This window comes from Streptomyces sp. SID8374, from assembly GCF_009865135.1.
Taxonomy (GTDB): Bacteria; Actinomycetota; Actinomycetes; order Streptomycetales; family Streptomycetaceae; genus Streptomyces.
The window spans coordinates 1430412-1449389 of the sequence record NZ_WWGH01000002.1; the positions used below are offsets into that span (position 1 = coordinate 1430412).

The 18978-nt window shown below is 70.1% G+C and carries 12 protein-coding genes and 2 pseudogenes; 6 read left to right on the forward strand and 8 right to left on the reverse strand.

Annotated elements, in window-relative coordinates; translation table 11 throughout:
* Positions 1-79 precede the first annotated feature (79 nt).
* The 5 genes from GTY67_RS29735 (at position 80) to GTY67_RS29755 (ending at position 6559) form a co-directional block, all read left to right on the forward strand.
* Entirely contained in the window at positions 80-670 is a 591-nt protein-coding gene (locus tag GTY67_RS29735) for an SdpA family antimicrobial peptide system protein (protein WP_161281068.1), read from the forward strand.
* A gap of 5 nt (positions 671-675) precedes the next feature.
* Complete coding sequence (locus GTY67_RS29740; protein ID WP_343238787.1) at positions 676-1677, forward strand: sporulation-delaying protein SdpB family protein; 1002 nt, start codon at positions 676-678, stop codon at positions 1675-1677.
* 176 nt (positions 1678-1853) lie between these two features.
* Complete coding sequence (locus tag GTY67_RS29745) at positions 1854-4076, forward strand: NADP-dependent isocitrate dehydrogenase (RefSeq protein WP_093693979.1); 2223 nt, start codon at positions 1854-1856, stop codon at positions 4074-4076.
* A 171-nt stretch (positions 4077-4247) separates the two neighbouring features.
* The gene (locus tag GTY67_RS29750) at positions 4248-5843 is read left to right on the forward strand and encodes a molybdopterin-dependent oxidoreductase (RefSeq protein ID WP_161281070.1); all 1596 of its coding nucleotides are present in this window, start codon (positions 4248-4250) and stop codon (positions 5841-5843) included.
* Between the two features lie 68 nt (positions 5844-5911).
* Complete coding sequence (locus GTY67_RS29755; RefSeq protein WP_093693977.1) at positions 5912-6559, forward strand: fasciclin domain-containing protein; 648 nt, start codon at positions 5912-5914, stop codon at positions 6557-6559.
* Between the two features lie 1544 nt (positions 6560-8103).
* Here the strand turns inward: GTY67_RS29755 and GTY67_RS29765 are convergent.
* Complete coding sequence (locus GTY67_RS29765; RefSeq protein ID WP_237502950.1) at positions 8104-11184, reverse strand: hypothetical protein; 3081 nt, start codon at positions 11182-11184, stop codon at positions 8104-8106.
* Positions 11185-11452: 268 nt separating this feature from the next.
* Complete coding sequence (locus GTY67_RS29770; protein WP_161281073.1) at positions 11453-12172, reverse strand: hypothetical protein; 720 nt, start codon at positions 12170-12172, stop codon at positions 11453-11455.
* Between the two features lie 373 nt (positions 12173-12545).
* Here GTY67_RS29770 and GTY67_RS35210 point away from each other — a divergent pair.
* Positions 12546-12723, forward strand: a pseudogene (locus tag GTY67_RS35210) (IS5/IS1182 family transposase); the annotation flags it as partial.
* A gap of 67 nt (positions 12724-12790) precedes the next feature.
* On the opposite strand, the pseudogene GTY67_RS29780 reads toward GTY67_RS35210, so the two are convergent.
* From GTY67_RS29780 to GTY67_RS29805, 6 genes and pseudogenes are all read right to left on the reverse strand, one after another.
* Positions 12791-12916: pseudogene (locus GTY67_RS29780) on the reverse strand (FAD-dependent monooxygenase); the annotation flags it as partial.
* Between the two features lie 77 nt (positions 12917-12993).
* Positions 12994-13863, reverse strand: coding sequence for an oxygenase MpaB family protein (locus tag GTY67_RS29785; protein ID WP_161281074.1), 870 nt, complete (start codon positions 13861-13863; stop codon positions 12994-12996).
* A 32-nt stretch (positions 13864-13895) separates the two neighbouring features.
* A complete protein-coding gene (locus tag GTY67_RS29790) occupies positions 13896-14960 on the reverse strand; it encodes a biotin/lipoate A/B protein ligase family protein (protein WP_161281075.1) in 1065 nt (354 codons plus the stop codon).
* Between the two features lie 101 nt (positions 14961-15061).
* Positions 15062-16210, reverse strand: a complete 1149-nt coding sequence (locus GTY67_RS29795) for a bifunctional 2-methylcitrate synthase/citrate synthase (protein ID WP_161281076.1) — start codon at positions 16208-16210, stop codon at positions 15062-15064.
* 139 nt (positions 16211-16349) lie between these two features.
* Complete coding sequence (gene prpB / locus GTY67_RS29800) at positions 16350-17255, reverse strand: methylisocitrate lyase (protein ID WP_161281077.1); 906 nt, start codon at positions 17253-17255, stop codon at positions 16350-16352.
* On the reverse strand, positions 17255-18775 hold the full coding sequence (locus tag GTY67_RS29805) for an MmgE/PrpD family protein (RefSeq protein WP_161281078.1): 1521 nt from the start codon (positions 18773-18775) through the stop codon (positions 17255-17257). The genes prpB and GTY67_RS29805 overlap by 1 nt, the downstream gene beginning before the upstream one ends.
* Positions 18776-18978: the final 203 nt, after the last annotated feature.

Below are 18978 nucleotides of genomic sequence, written 5' to 3' on the forward strand. Positions count from 1 at the left end.
AGCAGGTGCCGGCTCCCGAACCCGCCGGCCGGGGCGCGGAACCGGCACCTGCTCACGGAACCAGGGAGAGACGAACAGTATGTGGTGGAAGGATTCCCCGCCCGGGCGGGGCCGTATCACCGTGGCGGCCCAGCAGACGGTCGGGGTACCCCGGGCGTGGATCACGGGGGCCGCCGTCGCGTGCGTCGTGGTGGCCCTGTACGTGGCTCAGACGCAGCTGCCCAAGAACGTCCTGTCCCTGCCCGGCCAGAAGTCGGTCAAGCCCGTCGCGGTCGCCGTCGCACCGCAGGGCTGGGCCTTCTTCACGAAGTCGGCGCGCAGTCCGGAATTCGAGCCGTTCCGGCCGGACGGCTCCACCTGGGCGAGTGCCTCGCTCGGCCCCCACTCCGAGCACGGGTTCGACCGGATCTCGCGTTCCCAGGGAATCGAGACCGCGCTGCTCCTCCACGAGGCGGGCAAGGTGACCCGTACCGCGTGCGAACTGAGTCCGGTCCAGGAGTGCTTGAAGAAGGCGCGGGTGTCCACCGCGGTGACGAACAGGACACCGGCTCCGACCCTGTGCGGGCGGATAGCGGTGATCGAGCAGAAGCCCACCCCCTGGGCCTGGCGCGATCTCCTGCCCGCCACCCACACCCCGCAGAACGTCATCCTGCTGGACGTCTCATGCTGAGGCAGGTGCCCGTCCCCTGGACCAACGTGTACGGACTGGCCCGCATGCTCCTCGCGCTGGGCACGTTGGGCACCCTGGCCTTCAGCAGCACGGGAACCCTCTTCCGCCCGGTGGCGACCCAGGGCGACTACCCCATCTGCACCGGGCCGATGCGCGCATCCGTGTTCTGCCTGGCGCCCGAGGACGGCCTGACCGCGACCCGATGGCTGTGTGTCCTCGTCCTCCTCGTCGTGGCCACCGGATGGCGTCCCGGATGGACCGCGCTGCCGCATGCCTGGGTGTCCTTCAGCGTCTTCTCGGGAATCGCCATCGCCGACGGGGGCGATCAGGTCACCGTGGTCCTGTCATCGCTGCTCGCCCTCACCGCGCTCGGCGATCCCCGGCGCTGGCACTGGCAGCAGCTCCCGGAAGGAGCCGCGGCGCGCCGCCGCCCGGCGGTGCTCGTGGGGGCGACGGGCCTGGTGCTGGTGCGCATCCAGATGTCCTTCCTCTACTTCCAGGCATGTGTCGCCAAGCTGCCCCACGCGGAATGGGCCGACGGCACCGCGATGTGGTACTGGGGTCACAGCCTCGCCTTCGGCGCTCCCGGCCCGCTCCGGCCCCTGGTCCACCCGGTCCTCGCGTCCCCCTGGGGAGTTGCTCTGCTCACCTGGGCGCCTCTGATGATCGAGATCGGTCTCGCCGCGAGCCTGCTGCTCGCTCAGCGCTGGCGTTGGCGCCTGTTCGCCGCAGGCGTCCTCTTCCACCTCTCCATCGCCGTCATGATGGGGCTGTGGAGTTTCGCCCTGGCCATGATCGGCGGACTCGTGGTGCTCTGTTTCCCGCTCGGCTCGCATCTCCATGTCACGGTGCCCGAAGCCGTCCGAGGAGCGCTCCGGCGGGGTACCGCCGTACCGGAGCTGACGGCAGGTGCGGACAGCGGCGCAAAGCCGGAAGCGGAGTACGAGCGGACGACCCCGCGCCACGCCTCCTCAGCTTCCCCGGGCCCCTCGGCACCCGTCGGCTGAGCGCCCGGTCGCCACGGCTCGGCTGCGCCCCGGCCCGGATGCCTTCACCCGGTGTGACCGGAAGCTCACAGGGACCCGTACGGACCGTGAAGCCGTACGGGGCCCTTGTGGAGCCGCGGGCGGCGAAGAGATATCTTGATGTCAAGCAATGTTGCAGACGTGGAGCGGAGCACCCGGTGACTGACTCGACCATCATCTATACGCACACCGACGAGGCCCCTGCCCTGGCGACCTATTCCCTCCTGCCCGTGATCGAGGCCTACGCCTCGACCGCAGGCGTCACGGTGGAGCGCCGTGACATCTCGCTCGCGGGACGGATCATCGCCGGCTTCCCGGAGCACCTCAAGGCCGAGCAGCGTATCGATGACGCACTCGCCGAGCTCGGCGAGCTGGCCAGGACGCCCGGCGCGAACATCATCAAGCTGCCGAACATCTCGGCGTCGATCCCGCAGCTCAAGGCCGCGATCGCCGAGCTCCAGGAGCAGGGCTACGCGCTTCCGGACTACCCGGACGACCCGCAGACCGATGAGGCCAAGGACATCCGCGCCCGGTACGACAAGGTCAAGGGCAGCGCCGTGAACCCGGTGCTGCGCGAGGGCAACTCCGACCGCCGCGCCCCCGCGTCCGTCAAGAACTACGCCAAGGCCCACCCGCACCGCATGGGTGCCTGGAGCGCCGACTCGAAGACGAACGTCGCCACCATGGGCGTCGACGACTTCCGCTCCACCGAGAAGTCCGCGGTCATCGCCGAGGACGGCTCCCTCCGGATCGAGCTGCACGGCGACGACGGCACCACCACCGTGCTGCGCGAGTCCGTACCCGTACTCAAGGGCGAGGTCGTCGACGCGGCCGTCATGCGCGTCGCCGCGCTGCGCGAGTTCTTCACCGCGCAGGTCGCCCGCGCCAAGGCCGAGGGCGTGCTCTTCTCCGTGCACCTCAAGGCCACCATGATGAAGGTCTCCGACCCGATCATCTTCGGCCACGCGGTCCGCGCCTTCTTCCCGAACACCTTCGCCAAGTACGGCGACCAGCTCACCGCCGCCGGCCTCACCCCGAACGACGGTCTGGGCGGCATCCTCAAGGGCCTCGACTCGCTGCCGGGCGTCGGCGCCGAGATCCAGGCGTCCTTCGAGGCCGAGCTCGCCGAGGGCCCCGCCCTCGCGATGGTCGACTCCGACAAGGGCATCACCAACCTGCACGTCCCCAGCGACGTCATCGTCGACGCCTCCATGCCCGCCATGATCCGCACCTCGGGCCACATGTGGGGCCCGGACGGCAACGAGGCCGACACCATCGCCGTCCTCCCGGACAGCAGCTACGCCGGTGTCTACCAGGTCGTCATCGACGACTGCCGCGCCAACGGCGCCTTCGACCCGGCCACCATGGGCTCGGTGCCCAACGTCGGTCTGATGGCCCAGAAGGCCGAGGAGTACGGCAGCCACGACAAGACCTTCGAGATCCCCGCCACCGGCACCGTCCGCGTCGTCGACACGAACGGCAACGTCGTGCTGGAGCAGGCCGTCGGCGCCGGTGACATCTTCCGGATGTGCCAGACCAAGGACGCGCCGATCCAGGACTGGGTCAAGCTCGCCGTCACCCGTGCCCGCGCGACCGGCAACCCGGCCGTGTTCTGGCTGGACGAGGGCCGCGCCCACGACGCCAACCTGATCGCCAAGGTCACCACGTACCTCGCCGACCACGACACCGACGGCCTGGACATCTCCATCAAGACCCCGGAGGAGGCCACCGCCTACTCCCTGGAGCGCATCCGCCGCGGCGAGGACACCATCTCCGTCACCGGCAACGTGCTCCGTGACTACCTCACCGACCTCTTCCCGATCCTGGAGCTCGGCACCAGCGCGAAGATGCTCTCCGTCGTCCCGCTGATGAACGGCGGCGGCCTCTTCGAGACCGGCGCCGGCGGCTCGGCCCCCAAGCACGTCCAGCAGCTCGTCAAGGAGAACTACCTCCGCTGGGACAGCCTGGGCGAGTTCCTGGCCCTCGCGGTCAGCTTCGAGCACCTGGCCACCACCACGGACAACGCGCGGGCCCAGGTCCTCGCCGACACCCTGGACCGGGCGACCGGCACGTTCCTCAACGAGGACAAGTCCCCGAGCCGCCGCCTCGGCGGCATCGACAACCGCGGCAGCCACTTCTACCTGGCCCTGTACTGGGCCCAGGAGCTGGCGCAGCAGACCGACGACGCCAAGCTCGCCGAGGCGTTCGCCCCGCTCGCCAAGACCCTGGCCGAGCAGGAGGAGACCATCGTCGCCGAGCTGATCGCGGTGCAGGGCTCCCCGGCCGAGATCGGCGGCTACTACCAGCCCGACCCGGCCAAGGCCGAGGCGATCATGCGCCCGTCCGCCACGTTCAACAAGGCGATCGCGTCCCTCGCCTGACATGAGGTGAGGGCGGCCGCGTCCGCCCTCGCTTGTTCCGCCCCGGTCGGCCCTGTGCCCGCCGGGGCGGTTCGCGTTCCGCCTCTACGCCGGTACGCGCGCCCACGCAGGCGAACCCCCGGGTTTCACGTGATCGGGTGATCGACCAATCCGCCCGCCCCACGGTTCCGAATGACGACCGTGAGGATCACCCGGACAGCCCTGACCCGCGGAACGCTCGCAGCCCTGAGCGGACTGCTGGCCGGATTCGCCGCACTGACCGTCGCCGAACTCGTCTCGGCCGCCGTCAGGCCCGAGGCGAGTCCCGTGACGGCGGTCGGCGGAGCGGCCATCGACCGGACGCCCGCCGGGGTGAAGGACTTCGCCATCCGGAACTTCGGCGAGAACGACAAGCTCGTCCTGCAACTCGGCATCGTCCTCACGCTCGCCCTCTTCGCCCTCGCCGTCGGCGTACTGGCGCTGCGCTTCCGGCGTACCGGCTCCGCCGCCGTCCTCGCCTTCGGTGTGGTCGGCGCCGCCTCGGCCGTCAGCCGCCCGGACTCCACCGGCATCGCCGACGGGCTTCCGTCGCTGGTCGGAGCGGTCGCCGGGGCGGTCCTCCTGTACGTCCTCATCGGCAGGCTCACCCGGCCGCGCCGGATCGCCGGGGAGGAGCAGGAGGCGGACGGCGAGGGCGGCTGGGACCGGCGGGGCTTCCTGATCGCCGCCACCGCAGCGGCCGCCGCCTCCACCGTGGCCGGAGCGGTCGGCCGGACACTCAACGGCCGCAGCGCCCGGGACGCCGTCGCCTCCCGTGAGGCCGTCAAGCTGCCCGCCCCCGCCTCGCCCGCCGAGCCGATCCCGGCCGGGGCACAGCTGCGGGTGCCCGGCCTCCCCCCGTTCACCACCCCCAACAACAAGTTTTACCGGGTGGACACCGCCTTGGTGGTCCCGAAGGTCGATGCCGACTCCTGGCGGCTGCGCATCCACGGCAAGGGCGTCCGCCGGGACCTGGAGTTCACCTACCAGGACCTGCTGGACCGCCCGCTGATCGAACGCGAGATCACCCTCTGCTGCGTCTCCAACGAGGTCGGCGGCCCCTACATCGGCCACGCCCGGTGGATCGGCGTACGCCTGGCCGACCTGCTCAAGGAGGCGGGCGTCAAACCGCCGTCGCGGGGCGGGAAGGCGGACCAGATCATCGCCCGCTCGGTCGACGGCATGACGCTCGGCACCCCCGTCGAGGACGTCATGGACGGCCGGGACGCGATGCTCGCCGTCGGCATGAACGGCGAACCGCTCCCCTTCGTCCACGGGTTCCCCGTGCGCATGCTCGTGCCCGGCCTGTACGGGTACGTCTCGGCCTGCAAGTGGATCGAGGACATCGAACTCACCACGTTCGACGACTACGACGCCTACTGGGTGAAGCGCAAGTGGTCCCGCAAGGCCCCCATCAAGACCCAGTCCCGGATCGACACCCCCAAGCCCTTCGGGCGCCCCGAGGCCGGCACGGTCATGGTCGCCGGGGTGGCCTGGGCCCAGCACCGGGGGATCGAGAAGGTCGAGATCCGCGTCGACGACGGCCCGTGGCGCCCCGCCCAGCTGGCCGAACAGGACACCGTCGACACCTGGCGCCAGTGGTCCTACCCCTGGAAGGCCACCGCCGGCGGCCACACCCTCACCGTCCGCGCCACCGACGGCAAGGGAATGGTCCAGACCGAGAAGCGCACCAAGACCGTCCCGGACGGCGCCAGTGGCTGGCACTCGGTCGTGGTCACCGTCGACTGACCCCCAACAGACCTACCCATAGCAACACTTCATCCCGTTTTCCCCGACGAACGATTCAGGAGAATTCCATGAACGCCCTTCGCCACCGCCGTGCAGCCGTCGCCGTCGTCGCCGCTGTGATGCTGCCCCTGACGCTGACCGCCTGTTCGGACTCCGGCTCGGACAAGGCCTCCGACAGCTCCTCCGCCGCGGGCTCCACCCCCGAGGAGTCGAAGCCGGCCGCCGGTGACGACGCCATGGCGGACAAGCCGTTCGGCCCGGCCTGCGCCACCGTTCCGCAGGACGGCGCGGGCAGCTTCGACGGGATGGCCAAGGACCCGGTCGCCACCGCCGCGTCCAACAACCCGGAGCTCTCCACGCTGGTCACCGCCGTGCAGAAGGCCGGCCTCGTCGACACCCTCAACAACGCCGAGAACATCACGGTGTTCGCGCCGACCAACGACGCCTTCGCCAAGATCCCGAAGGCCGACCTGGACGCCGTCCTCAACGACAAGGCCATGCTCACCAAGATCCTCACCTACCACGTCGTGGGCGAGAAGCTCACCCCGCAGCAGCTGGAGAACGGCACCTTCGACACCCTCCAGAAGAGCACGCTGACCACGTCCGGCTCCGGTGAGTCGTACAAGGTCGACGACAGCGCCAACGTGGTCTGCGGCAACGTTCCGACCGCCAACGCCACGGTCTACATCATCGACACGGTGCTGATGCCCAAGTAGCCAGGCCGGCGGCCTCGCTGCCGCCACAGACTGCCCGACTGCGGGAAGGCCGCCATGCATCCTCCAAGGCCCTTCCGCAGCGGGGTTCTGCCTTTACGGGCAGAATGCCCCTACAGTCGTTTTCAACTCGCCGACCGTAGGCACCCTCTGTCGCTGCTTGCGGGCTGCCGGTTCGACCCGCTCGCGTTGGGACCGGATGCGGCGTCCGCGCGGGTGTTCGCGGATCACGCGGGACGAGTGGGCTTTGTCCGCCAGGACCGCGTCGGGCCGAGTGCGGGGCCTGCCCCGGCGCTGCGGGACACGCAGGTCCTCCGCGGGACCGGCCGATGGCGTGGTCGGTCGGCTCGCCCGCCGAGCCCCTTTTCGCGGCCCCCGGCGGCGTGCTGGAGGCCACGGACGATCGTGGAGTCCACCGAGACCACCCAGTCGAGGTCGTCCTCCTCGTCGGCCTGGGCCATGAGCGCAGTGAACACACGGCGCTCCCGCGTGCCGTCCGCGACCCACATCCGCAACCTGTTGCAAAACGCCCCGCCAGTTGTCGTACTTCTCCGGCAGATAGACCCACTGCGTCCCGGTCTGGAACTTGTAGGCGATCGCGTCGATCACCTCACGGTGATCCCGCCACCACCCATCCCGCTTAGGTGTTCGGTCCGAAGGTAACGGCTCGATCCGCGCCCACTGGGTGTCAGTCAACGGCACAACCAGACCAACGATCGGATGATCTGAACAAAACGGCCTGGTAGAGATGCTGTCGGGAACATCCCCGCACCCGCAGGGTCAGTCCCCAGAGGCTGGCGTGCTCGGCGGAACTCAGAACCTGCTTCCCGCACCCGCAGGGTTCTTCCCTTTCTGGCGGAGCCAGAGAACGTCCGGGTAAACCCAGACAGACAGTGAACCGCCATCCGATCTCGCATAATCTGCGTCACATGCAGCGCCGTGGGATGGCCGTGGGATCGTCCCTGCGACGTTACGCCCTCGCTCCATCGAAACCCCAGGTCAAGGCGATCTCAGACCGCGTGGGCGAACGGCGCACCTCCATCCGCCACACCGATGCGAGGTGCTCGCCACACACGAAATCGCAGCCTGAGAGAGTTTTTGCAGGTCAGAACGTTTCACTTGATGGGGCGGGTGGGACTCAAACCCAAACAGGTGACACCTCTCACCTGCAATGATGCCGAAGGACCCGACATGTCATCCGTTTCCAGCCGACTCCATCCTCGTCGGCCCCACGCGATCGGAAACGGTTAGGCGTTCGCCACGCCAGGTCCCCAACGCCGCAGCTGAGCCCAGCACCTCTTGGACGACCTATTCGATGAGCCCTACCTGCACTACGAGACCAGACCAAGCGGCGCGTTAGACGCGAACACCCCAGAGCGATGCAACCATATCGGCAGCACTACTCTCCGTGTCCTCGGCCATGTTGACCGGCGGCCGGGCGGACATGGGGTTATACGGGTTTCAGTGCAACAGGCTGTCTCCGGAGTAGTCGGCGTCCCTGCCCTCGGGTAGTTCATGGCGGACGGGCCCAGCAGTGGTCCCGGCCGTTACAGCGGCACACCTCGGGCTCGTTCTAGGAGCCTGGTCATTCTGGGGGCGTACCGGTCCGCCACATCTAGGAAGGTGTGGTTGTCACGGCAGGCCTCCCGGCCCTTCTCCATGACGTCAGTGATCCTCCGTGCCAGCTCCGACAATTCATGGGCGGTCAGTAGCGGTTGGACGGCCTCAAGCCACTCAGTGCCCCGCTTCGACAGGACCGCGAAGGTGTGCGGGGACGCGCCGCCGTGCTTCACGGTGACCAACTCCAGGACGTGGACCGCCTCCAATGCCTTGGTCCGCAGTTCGTTGTCCTCCGGCCGTTGTGCCGACCGAGACAGCCGGATGGCGCCCCAGGCGGTGCTCACCTTGAAGTCGTCGGCACCTCCCGGACAGCCCCGGGCCGACTCCAGATGGTTCTGCGCGACGCCGAGATCGCCGCGTTCCAGCTCGTACTCCCCACGTTGGAGCCAGTAGTGGAAGTCGTCCCCGAGTTCGTCGAGCACCGAGTCGTAGATGGCCTGCACGAGGACCGGTCCGAGCCCGAGCTTGCGCATCATCGTGTGATTGAGCAGCCGGATCATGATGCGGCGGTAGGGGTTGTCAAGGTCCCGGATGTGCCGCGCCTGCCTCGCGTAGAACTGGAGGGGCAGGCGCACGGCTATCGCCAAGGAGTCGGGCATACTCTTCAGCACGGAGCCGACCACTTGGTCGGCGATGGTTCGGTGACGGCAGTAGAGCGCGCCGCCCTCTCCTCGGACCAGGTACTTCGACCGGACCAACTCCTCGACGCCGCGCCTGGTCCGCGCCATGGACACCGTCGGCGTCATGACACTAAGCAGATCCTCCTGCTCCATGCCCCGCCGCTTGTAGACCTGGTCCGCTTCCAGGACGCACATCACCGAGTAGATGGCCCGCTCCTCGACCGGTAGGTCGTCGAAGTCACTGCGAACCTTGTCCTCGAAGGACTTTCCGGATACCACATGGATCATCGCCGCAAGCAGGCTGCGTTCGCAGAGGTCGCGGAGCTTCTCCATCCTGGCGCGGGGCGGCCACTTGTACTCCTTGAGCAACCCCAGCAGTCCGTGCTTCCTGAGGACCTTCACCACCGAGCCCAGGTCGTCGTCGCTCAGCGGCTCGTCGGCGGAGACCACCTTCGGGCTGAAGGTCGCGTCCAGTTCCCTCACCCGGGTGGTCCGGATGGCAGCAATTACCTGGGTGCGGCCGTCGTCGCTCAGGCTCGCTAGAAGCGAAGCGGCCCGGCTGCCGAAGATGTCGACGTCATCGACGATGATCGTGTCGAACTCTATCCGGCTCGCCTGTTTCTTGATCTCGGAAAGCGGAATGTCGGTGTCCCGGTCGATCCACCCGACGGTACGGCCCTCCCGGTGCAGTCGGTAGGCGTGGTGCATCAGTGCCGTCGTCTTGCCCGTGCCAGCCCGCCCCTCCACCAAGACCACCGGGTACCTCCCCCGGTCGTTCTTCCTTGCCCCGGCCTGGATACGCTCCAGGACCGAGAGTTTGGCCGCGAAGCCGCCCTTAATGTCGCCCCAGGTGGGGTCGCTCCCCTTCAGGAAGTCGCTGCTGCCCTTGCGCGCGCTGTCCAGCAGCGTGGAGACCAGGCTGATCCCTGTGCCCTGGCGGGTCGCCGAGCGCAGCTCCACCACCCGCTGCTTCCCGTCCTTCAGCGACTGCACGTTGGACGGCAGCCGCCGGGCCGCGAACTCCTTGGGCGACTGCTGGATGTGGACGATTCCCTTGAGATGCATCCTCGCCTGCTCGCCGGCGCTGCCGGGCGGTGCGACCACGAAGAGGGGATAGCGGTCCGCGTTCTCCTCCAGCACAGCGTGCTCGAGCACCGCCCATAGGGTCGGGCTGCTCGGCGAGGCGGCCATGAAGACAGCCGGGCGCTCCAAAAGTTCGGACTTCAGACGCTGGAACCACAACGACCGTGGGTCGCCCCCCGCCTCCGTGGGCACGCCGAAGTCCACCGAGCCCGAGCCCTCGCGTACGGTGCCGTGCATCGCCACCACCCTGAGGCGGTTGGCCTGGCCCGGCACGTAATCGGTGCGGGCATCGACCGGTTCGACCGTCTCGGCGAGTGCCGCGTCGCCGCGGCAGGCCTCCTCCAGCACCCCCGAAACGGTGAAGTCATACACCTGCCACCAGGGTGCCTGGAGCAGTCGCGACAGCCCCGGCAAAACCTCTCCGGCCTCTGCACGCAGCATCCGTACGTGGCCGTCGAGCACGCCTGGGTCGAGCCGGTCGCGGGCCGCCGACCAAACCTCGGCCAAGGGCGGTACCATCCCCGGCATCTCGCCGTACAACTCCTCGACGAGGCGCCGGTGGAACCCGTCCACCTCAACGGGCCCGCCGGGGCTGTGCAGCCCCGAGGCGATGACGAGTACGGTGCGCCCGGTGGACATCTGTTCGTAGAACGACTTGACTGCCGCCGCTTCGTCGTACTCCTCGGCCCGTAGCCGGGGGCGGGGAGCGGGTGCCACGGGACGCGCGCGGCTCGGCAGAATGATCAGCTCCGGGGCGCCGGCCGCCGCGCAGTCCAGCACGCGGGTCGGGGCATCCCTGTCACACTCGATCCGCAGCAGCCGGTGGCTGCGGTTCCGCAGGTCGGGCAGAGCCGTCCACGTGCCGCTCGCAGGGTTCGCCGACACGGGCAACGTGCCTGCCGCCGCCAGGTCCAGGTCGGCGGGGAGCGCTGCGGCGTGGCCGGCCAGCACCAGGTTGAGCGCGTTGCTCCCGGCCCAGTCCTCGTACCGGCCGTCGACCGCGTGCGACAACTGCTCGCGAGACAGCGTCGCGAGGTCCGCGCGCGATTCCGCGGTGATCATCCGGAAGACCGAGTTGCCAGCCACCAGGCCGAGCGACCGGCCGTCCCGCTCCAAGCGCAGCGAGCCCTCGCCGGGCAGCAAGCCGTCGTGCCATCCGGTCAGGTCGGTGCGGAACCGGGCGGCCCAGCCCTCAAAGGCGGCGAACGGCCCGGTCCGCAGCAGATTGACGATGGCCTGATCTTCACCCGCCAGCAGGGCGGCGGCGTACTCCGCCCAGTTCCGACTCACGGCGTTCGCCAGCACGCCTCTCGGGGCCACGGGTGAGACGTCACCGAGACCGGGGACGACCACCACCGGAGGCACCTCGGCCTGCCCGGCGTCCAGACAGGCGTAAAGGAGTCCGTCGATCAGGTCGGTCGCCACCGGATATCCGGGGTCCCCACCGGCGGTGCCGAGCACGACCAGGGCGTCGACCTCCCCCCCGGCCGCCCGCAGGCCATCCAGACAGGGCGGGACACAAGCGGGATCCATCCGTGGGCCGACACACAGCACATGGAACACAACGGGCACCTCAATCTCCTTCGAGCCTCATGCCGGTCACCTCTGACCGTGGAATCTGCAGTACCGCGACCTTGCTTCCGCACGCTCCGGCGACCAGCTCGATCCGCACGAAGGGTCCTTTGAGGGTGCTCGTATCGACCTTGCCTTCCACGCGCTGAGGCAAGGAACCAGGCAAGGAGCCGCAGAGTTGCCGCAACTGCTGTGCGTAGGCGGGACGGAGCAGGACAGCGCCGGAAGCCGTCTCCTTCTCCGGGCCGTAGCCCAGCGCCAGCGCATAAGTGATAAGAGTAATCAGAAGTGCAGCACCTACGGTCCAACTCGCCTTTGTCTGCCAGGAATCGACATGCTCAGCCTCCTTCTTGCCGCGTTTGAGCACCTCGTTGACAAGATCGATACGTCGAGTGACATAGGCGGTGTCCGTCGGGTCGAACTTGGGCAGCGTGGCGACGGCCAGCACGTAGAGGAAGGCCGCGACCAGCCAGAGCAGAATGGCAGCGACCGCGAAGACGCGAGTGATGGCGGGGCGGTCGGCGAGCCCGGTGAAGGCCAGTGTCGCCACCAGTCCACCCGCGAAGAGCGTGACCGTGGATTGCGCAGCCTGGGCACGCAGCCGGGCGCCGCTCCCCGAGCGGACGCTTTCCGAGTAGTACGCCTCACTGATGGGGCCAAGTACTGCCTCCAGCACCCGATCCCGCTCGGCTTCCTCCTGCTGTGTCGCTTGCTCGGTCAAGCCCCACCCCCTCAGGTACGTGAAATCCTACATATGCCGAACGGCGATGTGATGCTGCATCACATCGAGCTGATTACTCACAGGACAGTCACGCCAGGCGGATCACGTTCCAGGACAGCGCTCCAGGGTGGCACGCAAGACCCGCAGTCGAGCGACGTGCCGTCGGTCTGCGGCGTTGTCAGCCTCGGGGTCGGCATCGGCCAGGACTCTGGGTTCGACGGCCGAGGCCTCGGGGTGCCGTGGAGGGCGAGCTCCAGAGGTAGGGCCTCGATCTGGCTCCGGATGGACGCAAGTTGGGCATGGCTGCGCAACGACGAAGCTCCTGGGGGCCGGGTTCTCGACCAAAATCACCCGTGTACGCCAGGAGCTTCGTGTGCTTCTCTATCCGTCGGTGATAGATCTGGCCAGCCGTACGCTGCGGTACCTGCAGGCATCTCGCCGCCCGGCACCGGGAGATCGGGACGCGATGGCGGCGCCTGCCCGCCGGCCACCAGGCCCTCGCCGTGGCTCACCTGCGCTGTGGCGACACCTACGCCCAGCTCGCCACCGGATGAGCTTGAGGCGTGGTGAAGGACGACGACGGTTGGAACACGCTTTAGCCAATGGTGCCGGTGTACGCAGCCGGGCCGGGAGGCGGTCCACGATCCGGCAGGAGACGCCCGAGCGCCGCAGCTCGGCGGCGAGCGTCAGCCCGACCGGGCCCGCGCCCGCGATGAGTACGTCGGTCGATGCGCTGCGTGTCACCGGCGCCTCCCGCCGTGGGCCCCCGCGTACGGTCCCCTCCGTCGTCCTGCCGCCGGCCGACCTCGGCACCCGGAGGGTCAGGCGGGCGCGGGCGGCGGGGTCATCGCCCACCGGATGGTCCGGGTCAACGCCTTCCCCGCGGGCCGTACGCAGACTTCCTCGACGACCGGGACCCGGGGCAGCCGCAATGGCTCCCGGGCCCAAGTCGGCAGCGCCGCCACCGCGTTGGCGGCGAGTACGGCGTACGGGGGACGGGCCGGCCAGGGCAGCGGCGGGTGCAGCAGGATGAAGCGGGCCGCTTCCAGCGCCTCCTCGGTGGCGCGCAGCTCCGGGCGGTAGGCGGCGATGCGGTCGGCCAGCTCCGCCCGGTCGTGCGGCGGGTCGGGCACTCCGAGGGCGTGGGCCACGGTCGCCATGTCGTGGATGTACCCGTCGCACCCGGCACCGTCCAACGGTCTTGCCCCGTACCGCTGGTGGGCGCGGAGGAAGCTGTCCACCTCGGCGATGTGCACCCAGCACAGGAGGTGCGGATCGGCCGCGTGGTACGGCTCCCCGGAGGGCGCGGTCCCGCGCACGCGCTCGTGCACGGAACGTACGCGGTCGACCGCCTCCTGCGCGTGCTCGGCCGTGCCGAACGTGGTCACCGCGAGGAACGTGCTCGTGCGCTGGAGCCGCCCCCACGGATCGCCCTTGAACCCCGAGTGGCCCGCGACGGCGGCCATGGCGAGGGGGTGCAGCGACTGGAGGAGCAGGGCACGCAGCCCGCCGATGAACATCGACGCGTCCCCGTGCACCCGGCGCACCGGCCGGTCCGGGCCGAACCAGCGGGGGCCGGGGGTGCCATGGATCCGGGCCCGGTTCTCCGGGCCGGAAGGCCCTGCGACCCGGGAGAACAGGGACCGGCCGAGCCGTTCCCGTACGCCGGAGCCTGGCTGCGCTCTGTTCATGCCTCCCAGTATGCGGGCCCGCGGAGCAGGCCCTACGGCACCCTGGCCGTCCACTCCGGTGTGGCGAACTTCGTCCGTACGAGCTCCTCGGCGCGCGCCAGCTCCGCCTCCGTCACGCTGCCCGTGGTCAGCCCGTGGCGCCTGCGGAACGACTCGATCATGCGGTCGATCACGGCCTCGCGCGGCAGGCCGGTCTGCCGCCGCAGCGGGTCGACGCGCTTCTTCGCCGACTTGGTGCCCTTGTCCGACATCTTCTCCTTGCCGATACGGAGCACCTCCAGCATCTTGTCGGCGTCGATGTCGTACGCCATCGTCACGTGGTGCAGCACGGCCCCCGGCCCGCCGTCCGGCCCCACCACCCGCTTCTGCGCCGCCCCGGCGATCTTGCCCACCTCGGTGGCGATGTCGTTGAGCGGCTGGTACCAGGCCTTGATGCCCATGTCCGCGAGCGCTTCGAGGACCCAGTCGTCCAGGTAGGCGTAGCTGTCGGCGAAGGAGAGCCCGGAGACCAGGGACTGCGGGACGGCCAGCGAATAGGTGATCGTGGAGCTCGGCTCGGCGAACATCGCGCCACCGCCGGAGATCCGGCGTACGACGTTCACGCCGTGCCGCTCCACACCCGCCGGGTCGACCTCGTTGCGCAGCGACTGGAAGCTGCCGATGATCACGGCGGGGGAGTCCCACTCCCAGACCCGCAGCGTCGGCGGCCGCTTCCCCGCCGCCACCTCGGCGGTGATCACCTCGTCCAGCGCCATGTGCAGCGCCGGCGGTTGCGGGGCCTCGTGGATCAGCTGCCAGTCGTAGTCGCTCCACTCCGTGGCCTGCGCCAGCGCCCGGCGTACGGCGATGGCGACCCCCTCCGCGCTCAGCCCGAGCATCACCGTGGAGTCGGCCAGCGCCGCCTCGATCCGGGCCGCGAGACCCGCCGTATCGGTGGTGGCCGGAGCACCCTCCAGCGCCGCGTCGATCGCGAGGATCGCCTCGTCCGGTTCGAGGAAGAAGTCCCCGGCCACGCGGACGTTCCGCAGCGCCCCGCCCTCCACCTCCAGGTCCACCACGACCAGCTTGCCGCCGGGAACCTTGTACTCACCGTGCACAGCGCCGCCTCCAGCTCCAGTCTCCTCGGCCCGGCTCGGTGATGAGCCGGACACAACCGGCTATAACGCTCGCGGGGGCGTCGATCATCCCCGCTCGTAGCTCATGCGCCGGTGTGCGCCGGGACGGTCCGCTGGTCAGGACCGTTGTAGACGCCGAGCGGACGGATCAGCGCGTTGTGTTCGAGCTGCTCGCTGATGTGCGCGGTCCACCCGGTGATCCGGCTCATCACGAAGATCGGGGTGAAGGCAGCGATGTCGAACCCCATCAGGTGGTACGCGAGCCCGGCCGGGTAGTCCAGGTTGGGGTGGATGCCCTTGCGGCTGATCATGGCGTGGCGGAGCGCGGCGTGCAGGGTCGCCAGCCGGGTCGCATCCGGGTCGCCCGCCCGCGCCACCAGCCGGTCGGTGGCCTCCTGCATGATCGGTACGCGGGAGTCGCCGTGGCGGTAGACGCGGTGGCCGAACCCCATGATCTTCCGCCCGGCCGCGAGCGCCTCGTCCAGCCACTCCTCCGCCCGGTCCGGATCACCGATCTCGTTGAGCATGTGCATCACGGCCTCGTTGGCCCCGCCGTGCAGCGGCCCCTTCAGCGCCCCGATCGCCGCCGTCACCGCGCTGTACAGGTCGGAGAGAGTGGAGGTGACGACCCGGGCGGTGAACGTCGAGGCGTTGAAGCTGTGTTCGGCGTAGAGGATCAGCGAGACCTCGAAGCAGCGCACCACCTCCGGGTCCGGCACGCTGCCGAAGCACATGCGGAAGAAGTTCTCCGCGTACCCGAGCGACGGATCGGGTGCTACGGGGGCGAGCCCGTGGCGCCGCCGGTGGTCGGCGGCCACGACCACCGGCAACTTGGCCAGCAGGGCGAGGGACTTGGCGTGGCGGGCGGCGGTGCTGTCGTCCTCCTCGGTCGGGTCCTCGGAGCCGAAGAAGCTCACCGCGGTCCGCAGCACGTCCATCGGGTGGCAGGTCTCCGGCAGCCGGGCCAGCAGCTCGGCGGTGGTGCGGTCCAGCGGCCGCAGCGCCCGCTCGCGCGCCTCGAAGGCCTTCAGCTCGGCGGCGTCGGGCAACTCGCCGTACCAGAGGAGGTACGCGACCTCCTCGAAGGAGCAGCGGGCGGCCAGGCCCTGGACCGGATAGCCGCGGTAGGTCAGGGAGTTGGTCTCCTGGATGACGGTGGAGATGGCGGTGGTGTCGACGGCGACCCCGGCGAGACCGCGGTGGATCTCAGGGGTGGCGGCGGATGCGGGCATGGTGAACCTCCGGGCATGCGAAGGGAAGGGGCGGGGTGGTGCGGGTGCCCGGCCGGGGACGGGTGCCGACCGGGCAGCGTGGGCTCGGGTGCCGGGCGGCGCGGCCGGGCGGCTCAGGGTTCCGAAGAGCCTCGCGGGCTCAGGCGTCCGGCGGCAGCGTGAAGTCGAAGACCGCCGAGTCGAACGCGCCGTACTCCTCGTAACCGAGCACCTCGTACAGCCGTGAGCGCGTCTGCATCCGGGGGAGCAGGGCCTGTTGGGTGCCGTCGGCGGCCAGGGTCCGCAGCCCGTCCTCCACCGCGCCCATGGCGAGGCGGAAGAGGGTGACGGGGTAGAGCGCGATGTTGTAGCCGAGGTTCTCCAGGGTCGCCGCGTCCAGCAACGGGCCCTTGCCGAACTCGGTCATGTTCGCCAGCAGCGGCACGTCCACCGCCGCCCGGAACGCCTCGAACTCGCCTTCGTCCGCCAGCGCTTCAGGGAACACGGCATCGGCGCCCGCGTCCACGTACGCCTTCGCGCGGTCGATCGCCGCCGCCAGCCCCTCGGGCCCCCGGGCGTCCGTGCGGGCCATCAGCAGGAAGTCCGGATCGCGGCGGGCGTCCACGGCGGCCCGTACCCTGCGGACCATCTCCTCGCGCCCCACGAGCGTCTTGCCGTCCAGGTGGCCGCAGCGCTTCGGGTTGACCTGGTCCTCCAGATGCAGGCCCGCCAGCCCCGCGTCCTCCATCAGCTGGACCGTGCGCGCCGCGTTCATGGGCTCGCCGAACCCGGTGTCCGCGTCGATCAGGGCGGGCAGATCCGTGACCCGGGCGATCTGCTGCGCCCGCGCCGCGATCTCCGTGGACGACGTCAACCCGATGTCGGGGAGGGCCAGTTCGGCGGCGAGGACCGCCCCCGACAGATACACCGCCTCGAACCCGGCCTCCTGGATCAGCCGCGCCGAGTACGGGTTGACCGCGCCCGGCATCCGCAACAGCCGCCCGGAGGCCAGCTGTTCGCGGAGCACACGGCGGCGCCCGGCCGGAGTCGTACGCGTGTGCAGCATCAGAACAGCCCCTTCGGCAGCCCCGCGTCGAAGGCGGCGACCGCCTCCGTGTCCACGGCCGGGAACAGCGCGTCAAGACCGTCCGCCGACAGCTCCGCGAGCCCCTCGGCCGCCGCCAGGAAACGGTCCTGGTCCTCGGCGGACACGATGCCCTCCGCGAGCGTACGGAACTTCGCCACGTACCCCGTACGGTCGAACGGCCGGGCCCCCGCGGGGTGCGCGTCGGCCACCGCCAGCTCGTCCTCGATCACCGTCCCGTCCACCAGCGTCACCACCGCACGGCCGCCGAAGGCCCGCCGCTCCGGGTCCGGGTCGTGGTAGCGGCGGGTCCACTCCGGGTCCTCCACCGTGGAGATCCGCTGCCACAGCTCCACCGTCCCCGGCCGCTGCGCCCGCTCGGGGGCGTACGACCGCTCGTGGTGCCAGGCCCCGTCCTCCAGCGCCACCGCGAAGATGTACGGCACCGAGTGGTCCAGCGTCTCGCGGCTCGCCGCCGGGTCGTACTTCTGCGGGTCGCCCGAACCGGAACCGATCACCTGGTGCGTGTGGTGGCTGGTGTGCAGCACGATCGACCGGATCTTCTCCGTCGGGCCCGTCCGCTCCCGCAGCCGCCGCGCCAGGTCGATGACCGCCTGGGCCTGGTACTCGGCGGAGTGCTCCTTCGTGTACGTGTCCAGGATCGCGCGCCGCGCCTCACCCGGCTCCGGCAGCCCCACCGTGTACGCCGCGTCCGGGCCGTCCAGCATCCGGGCGAGGAACCCGTCCTCACCCTCGTAGACCGGCGACGGCGACCCCTCGCCGCGCATCGCCCGGTCCACCGCCTCGATCGCCGCCTTGCCCGCGAACGCCGGGGCGAACGCCTTCCAGCTGGAGATCTCGCCCTTGCGGGACTGCCGCGTCGCCGTCGTCGTGTGCACCGCCTGCTGGACCGCCTGGTACGCCGTCCCCGTGTCCAGCCCCAGCAGCGCGCCGAGCCCGCACGCGGTGGCGGCGCTCAGGTGGGCCACATGGTCGATGCGGTGCTCGTGGAGGCAGATGGCCCGGACCAGCGCCACATGGATCTCGTACGCGGCGACGATCCCGCGCAGCAGCTCCGCGCCGCCACGCCCGGTGTGCTGGGCCACGGCGAGCAGCGGAGGGATGTTGTCGCCCGGGTGCGCGTAGTCGGCGGCCAGGAACGTGTCGTGGAAGTCCAGCTCCCGTACGGCCGTGCCGTTCGCCCAGGCCGCCCACTCGGGGGAGACCCGTACGCCGGGGGCCGCGCCGAAGACGGCCGCGCCCGGGGCCGCGCGGTGGGCCAGGGCCTGGCTGCGGGCGACCGCGACCGGGCGGCGCAGCAGGGAGGCCACGGCGACGGAGGCGTTGTCGACGACCCGGTTGACGGCCATGGCGGCCGCCTGCGGATCGAGGCCGGCGGCGTCCTGGGTGCCGGTGGCGGCAACCGCCAGCTTCCAGGCGAGCTGCTCCTCACGGGGCAGCCGGTCGGCGCTGGGGTGGACGCGGACGTGGTGGTCGATCACGGGGCTCCTCGCAACGTCGGTGGTGCCGTACGGAAGGAGCTTTCCCCGCTCCGGCCCCCGATGCGACCGGTCCACTGTGCACAATCCGTACAGCCCTGAGCTGCGAATCTGCGAAGGTTGCGAAAGATGCGGATGCTAGTTTCGCAGCAGGCCTCAGGGTGGAGGCCCGCAGCGGGCCTCGGTGCGGAGGCCGGGGCGGGGGA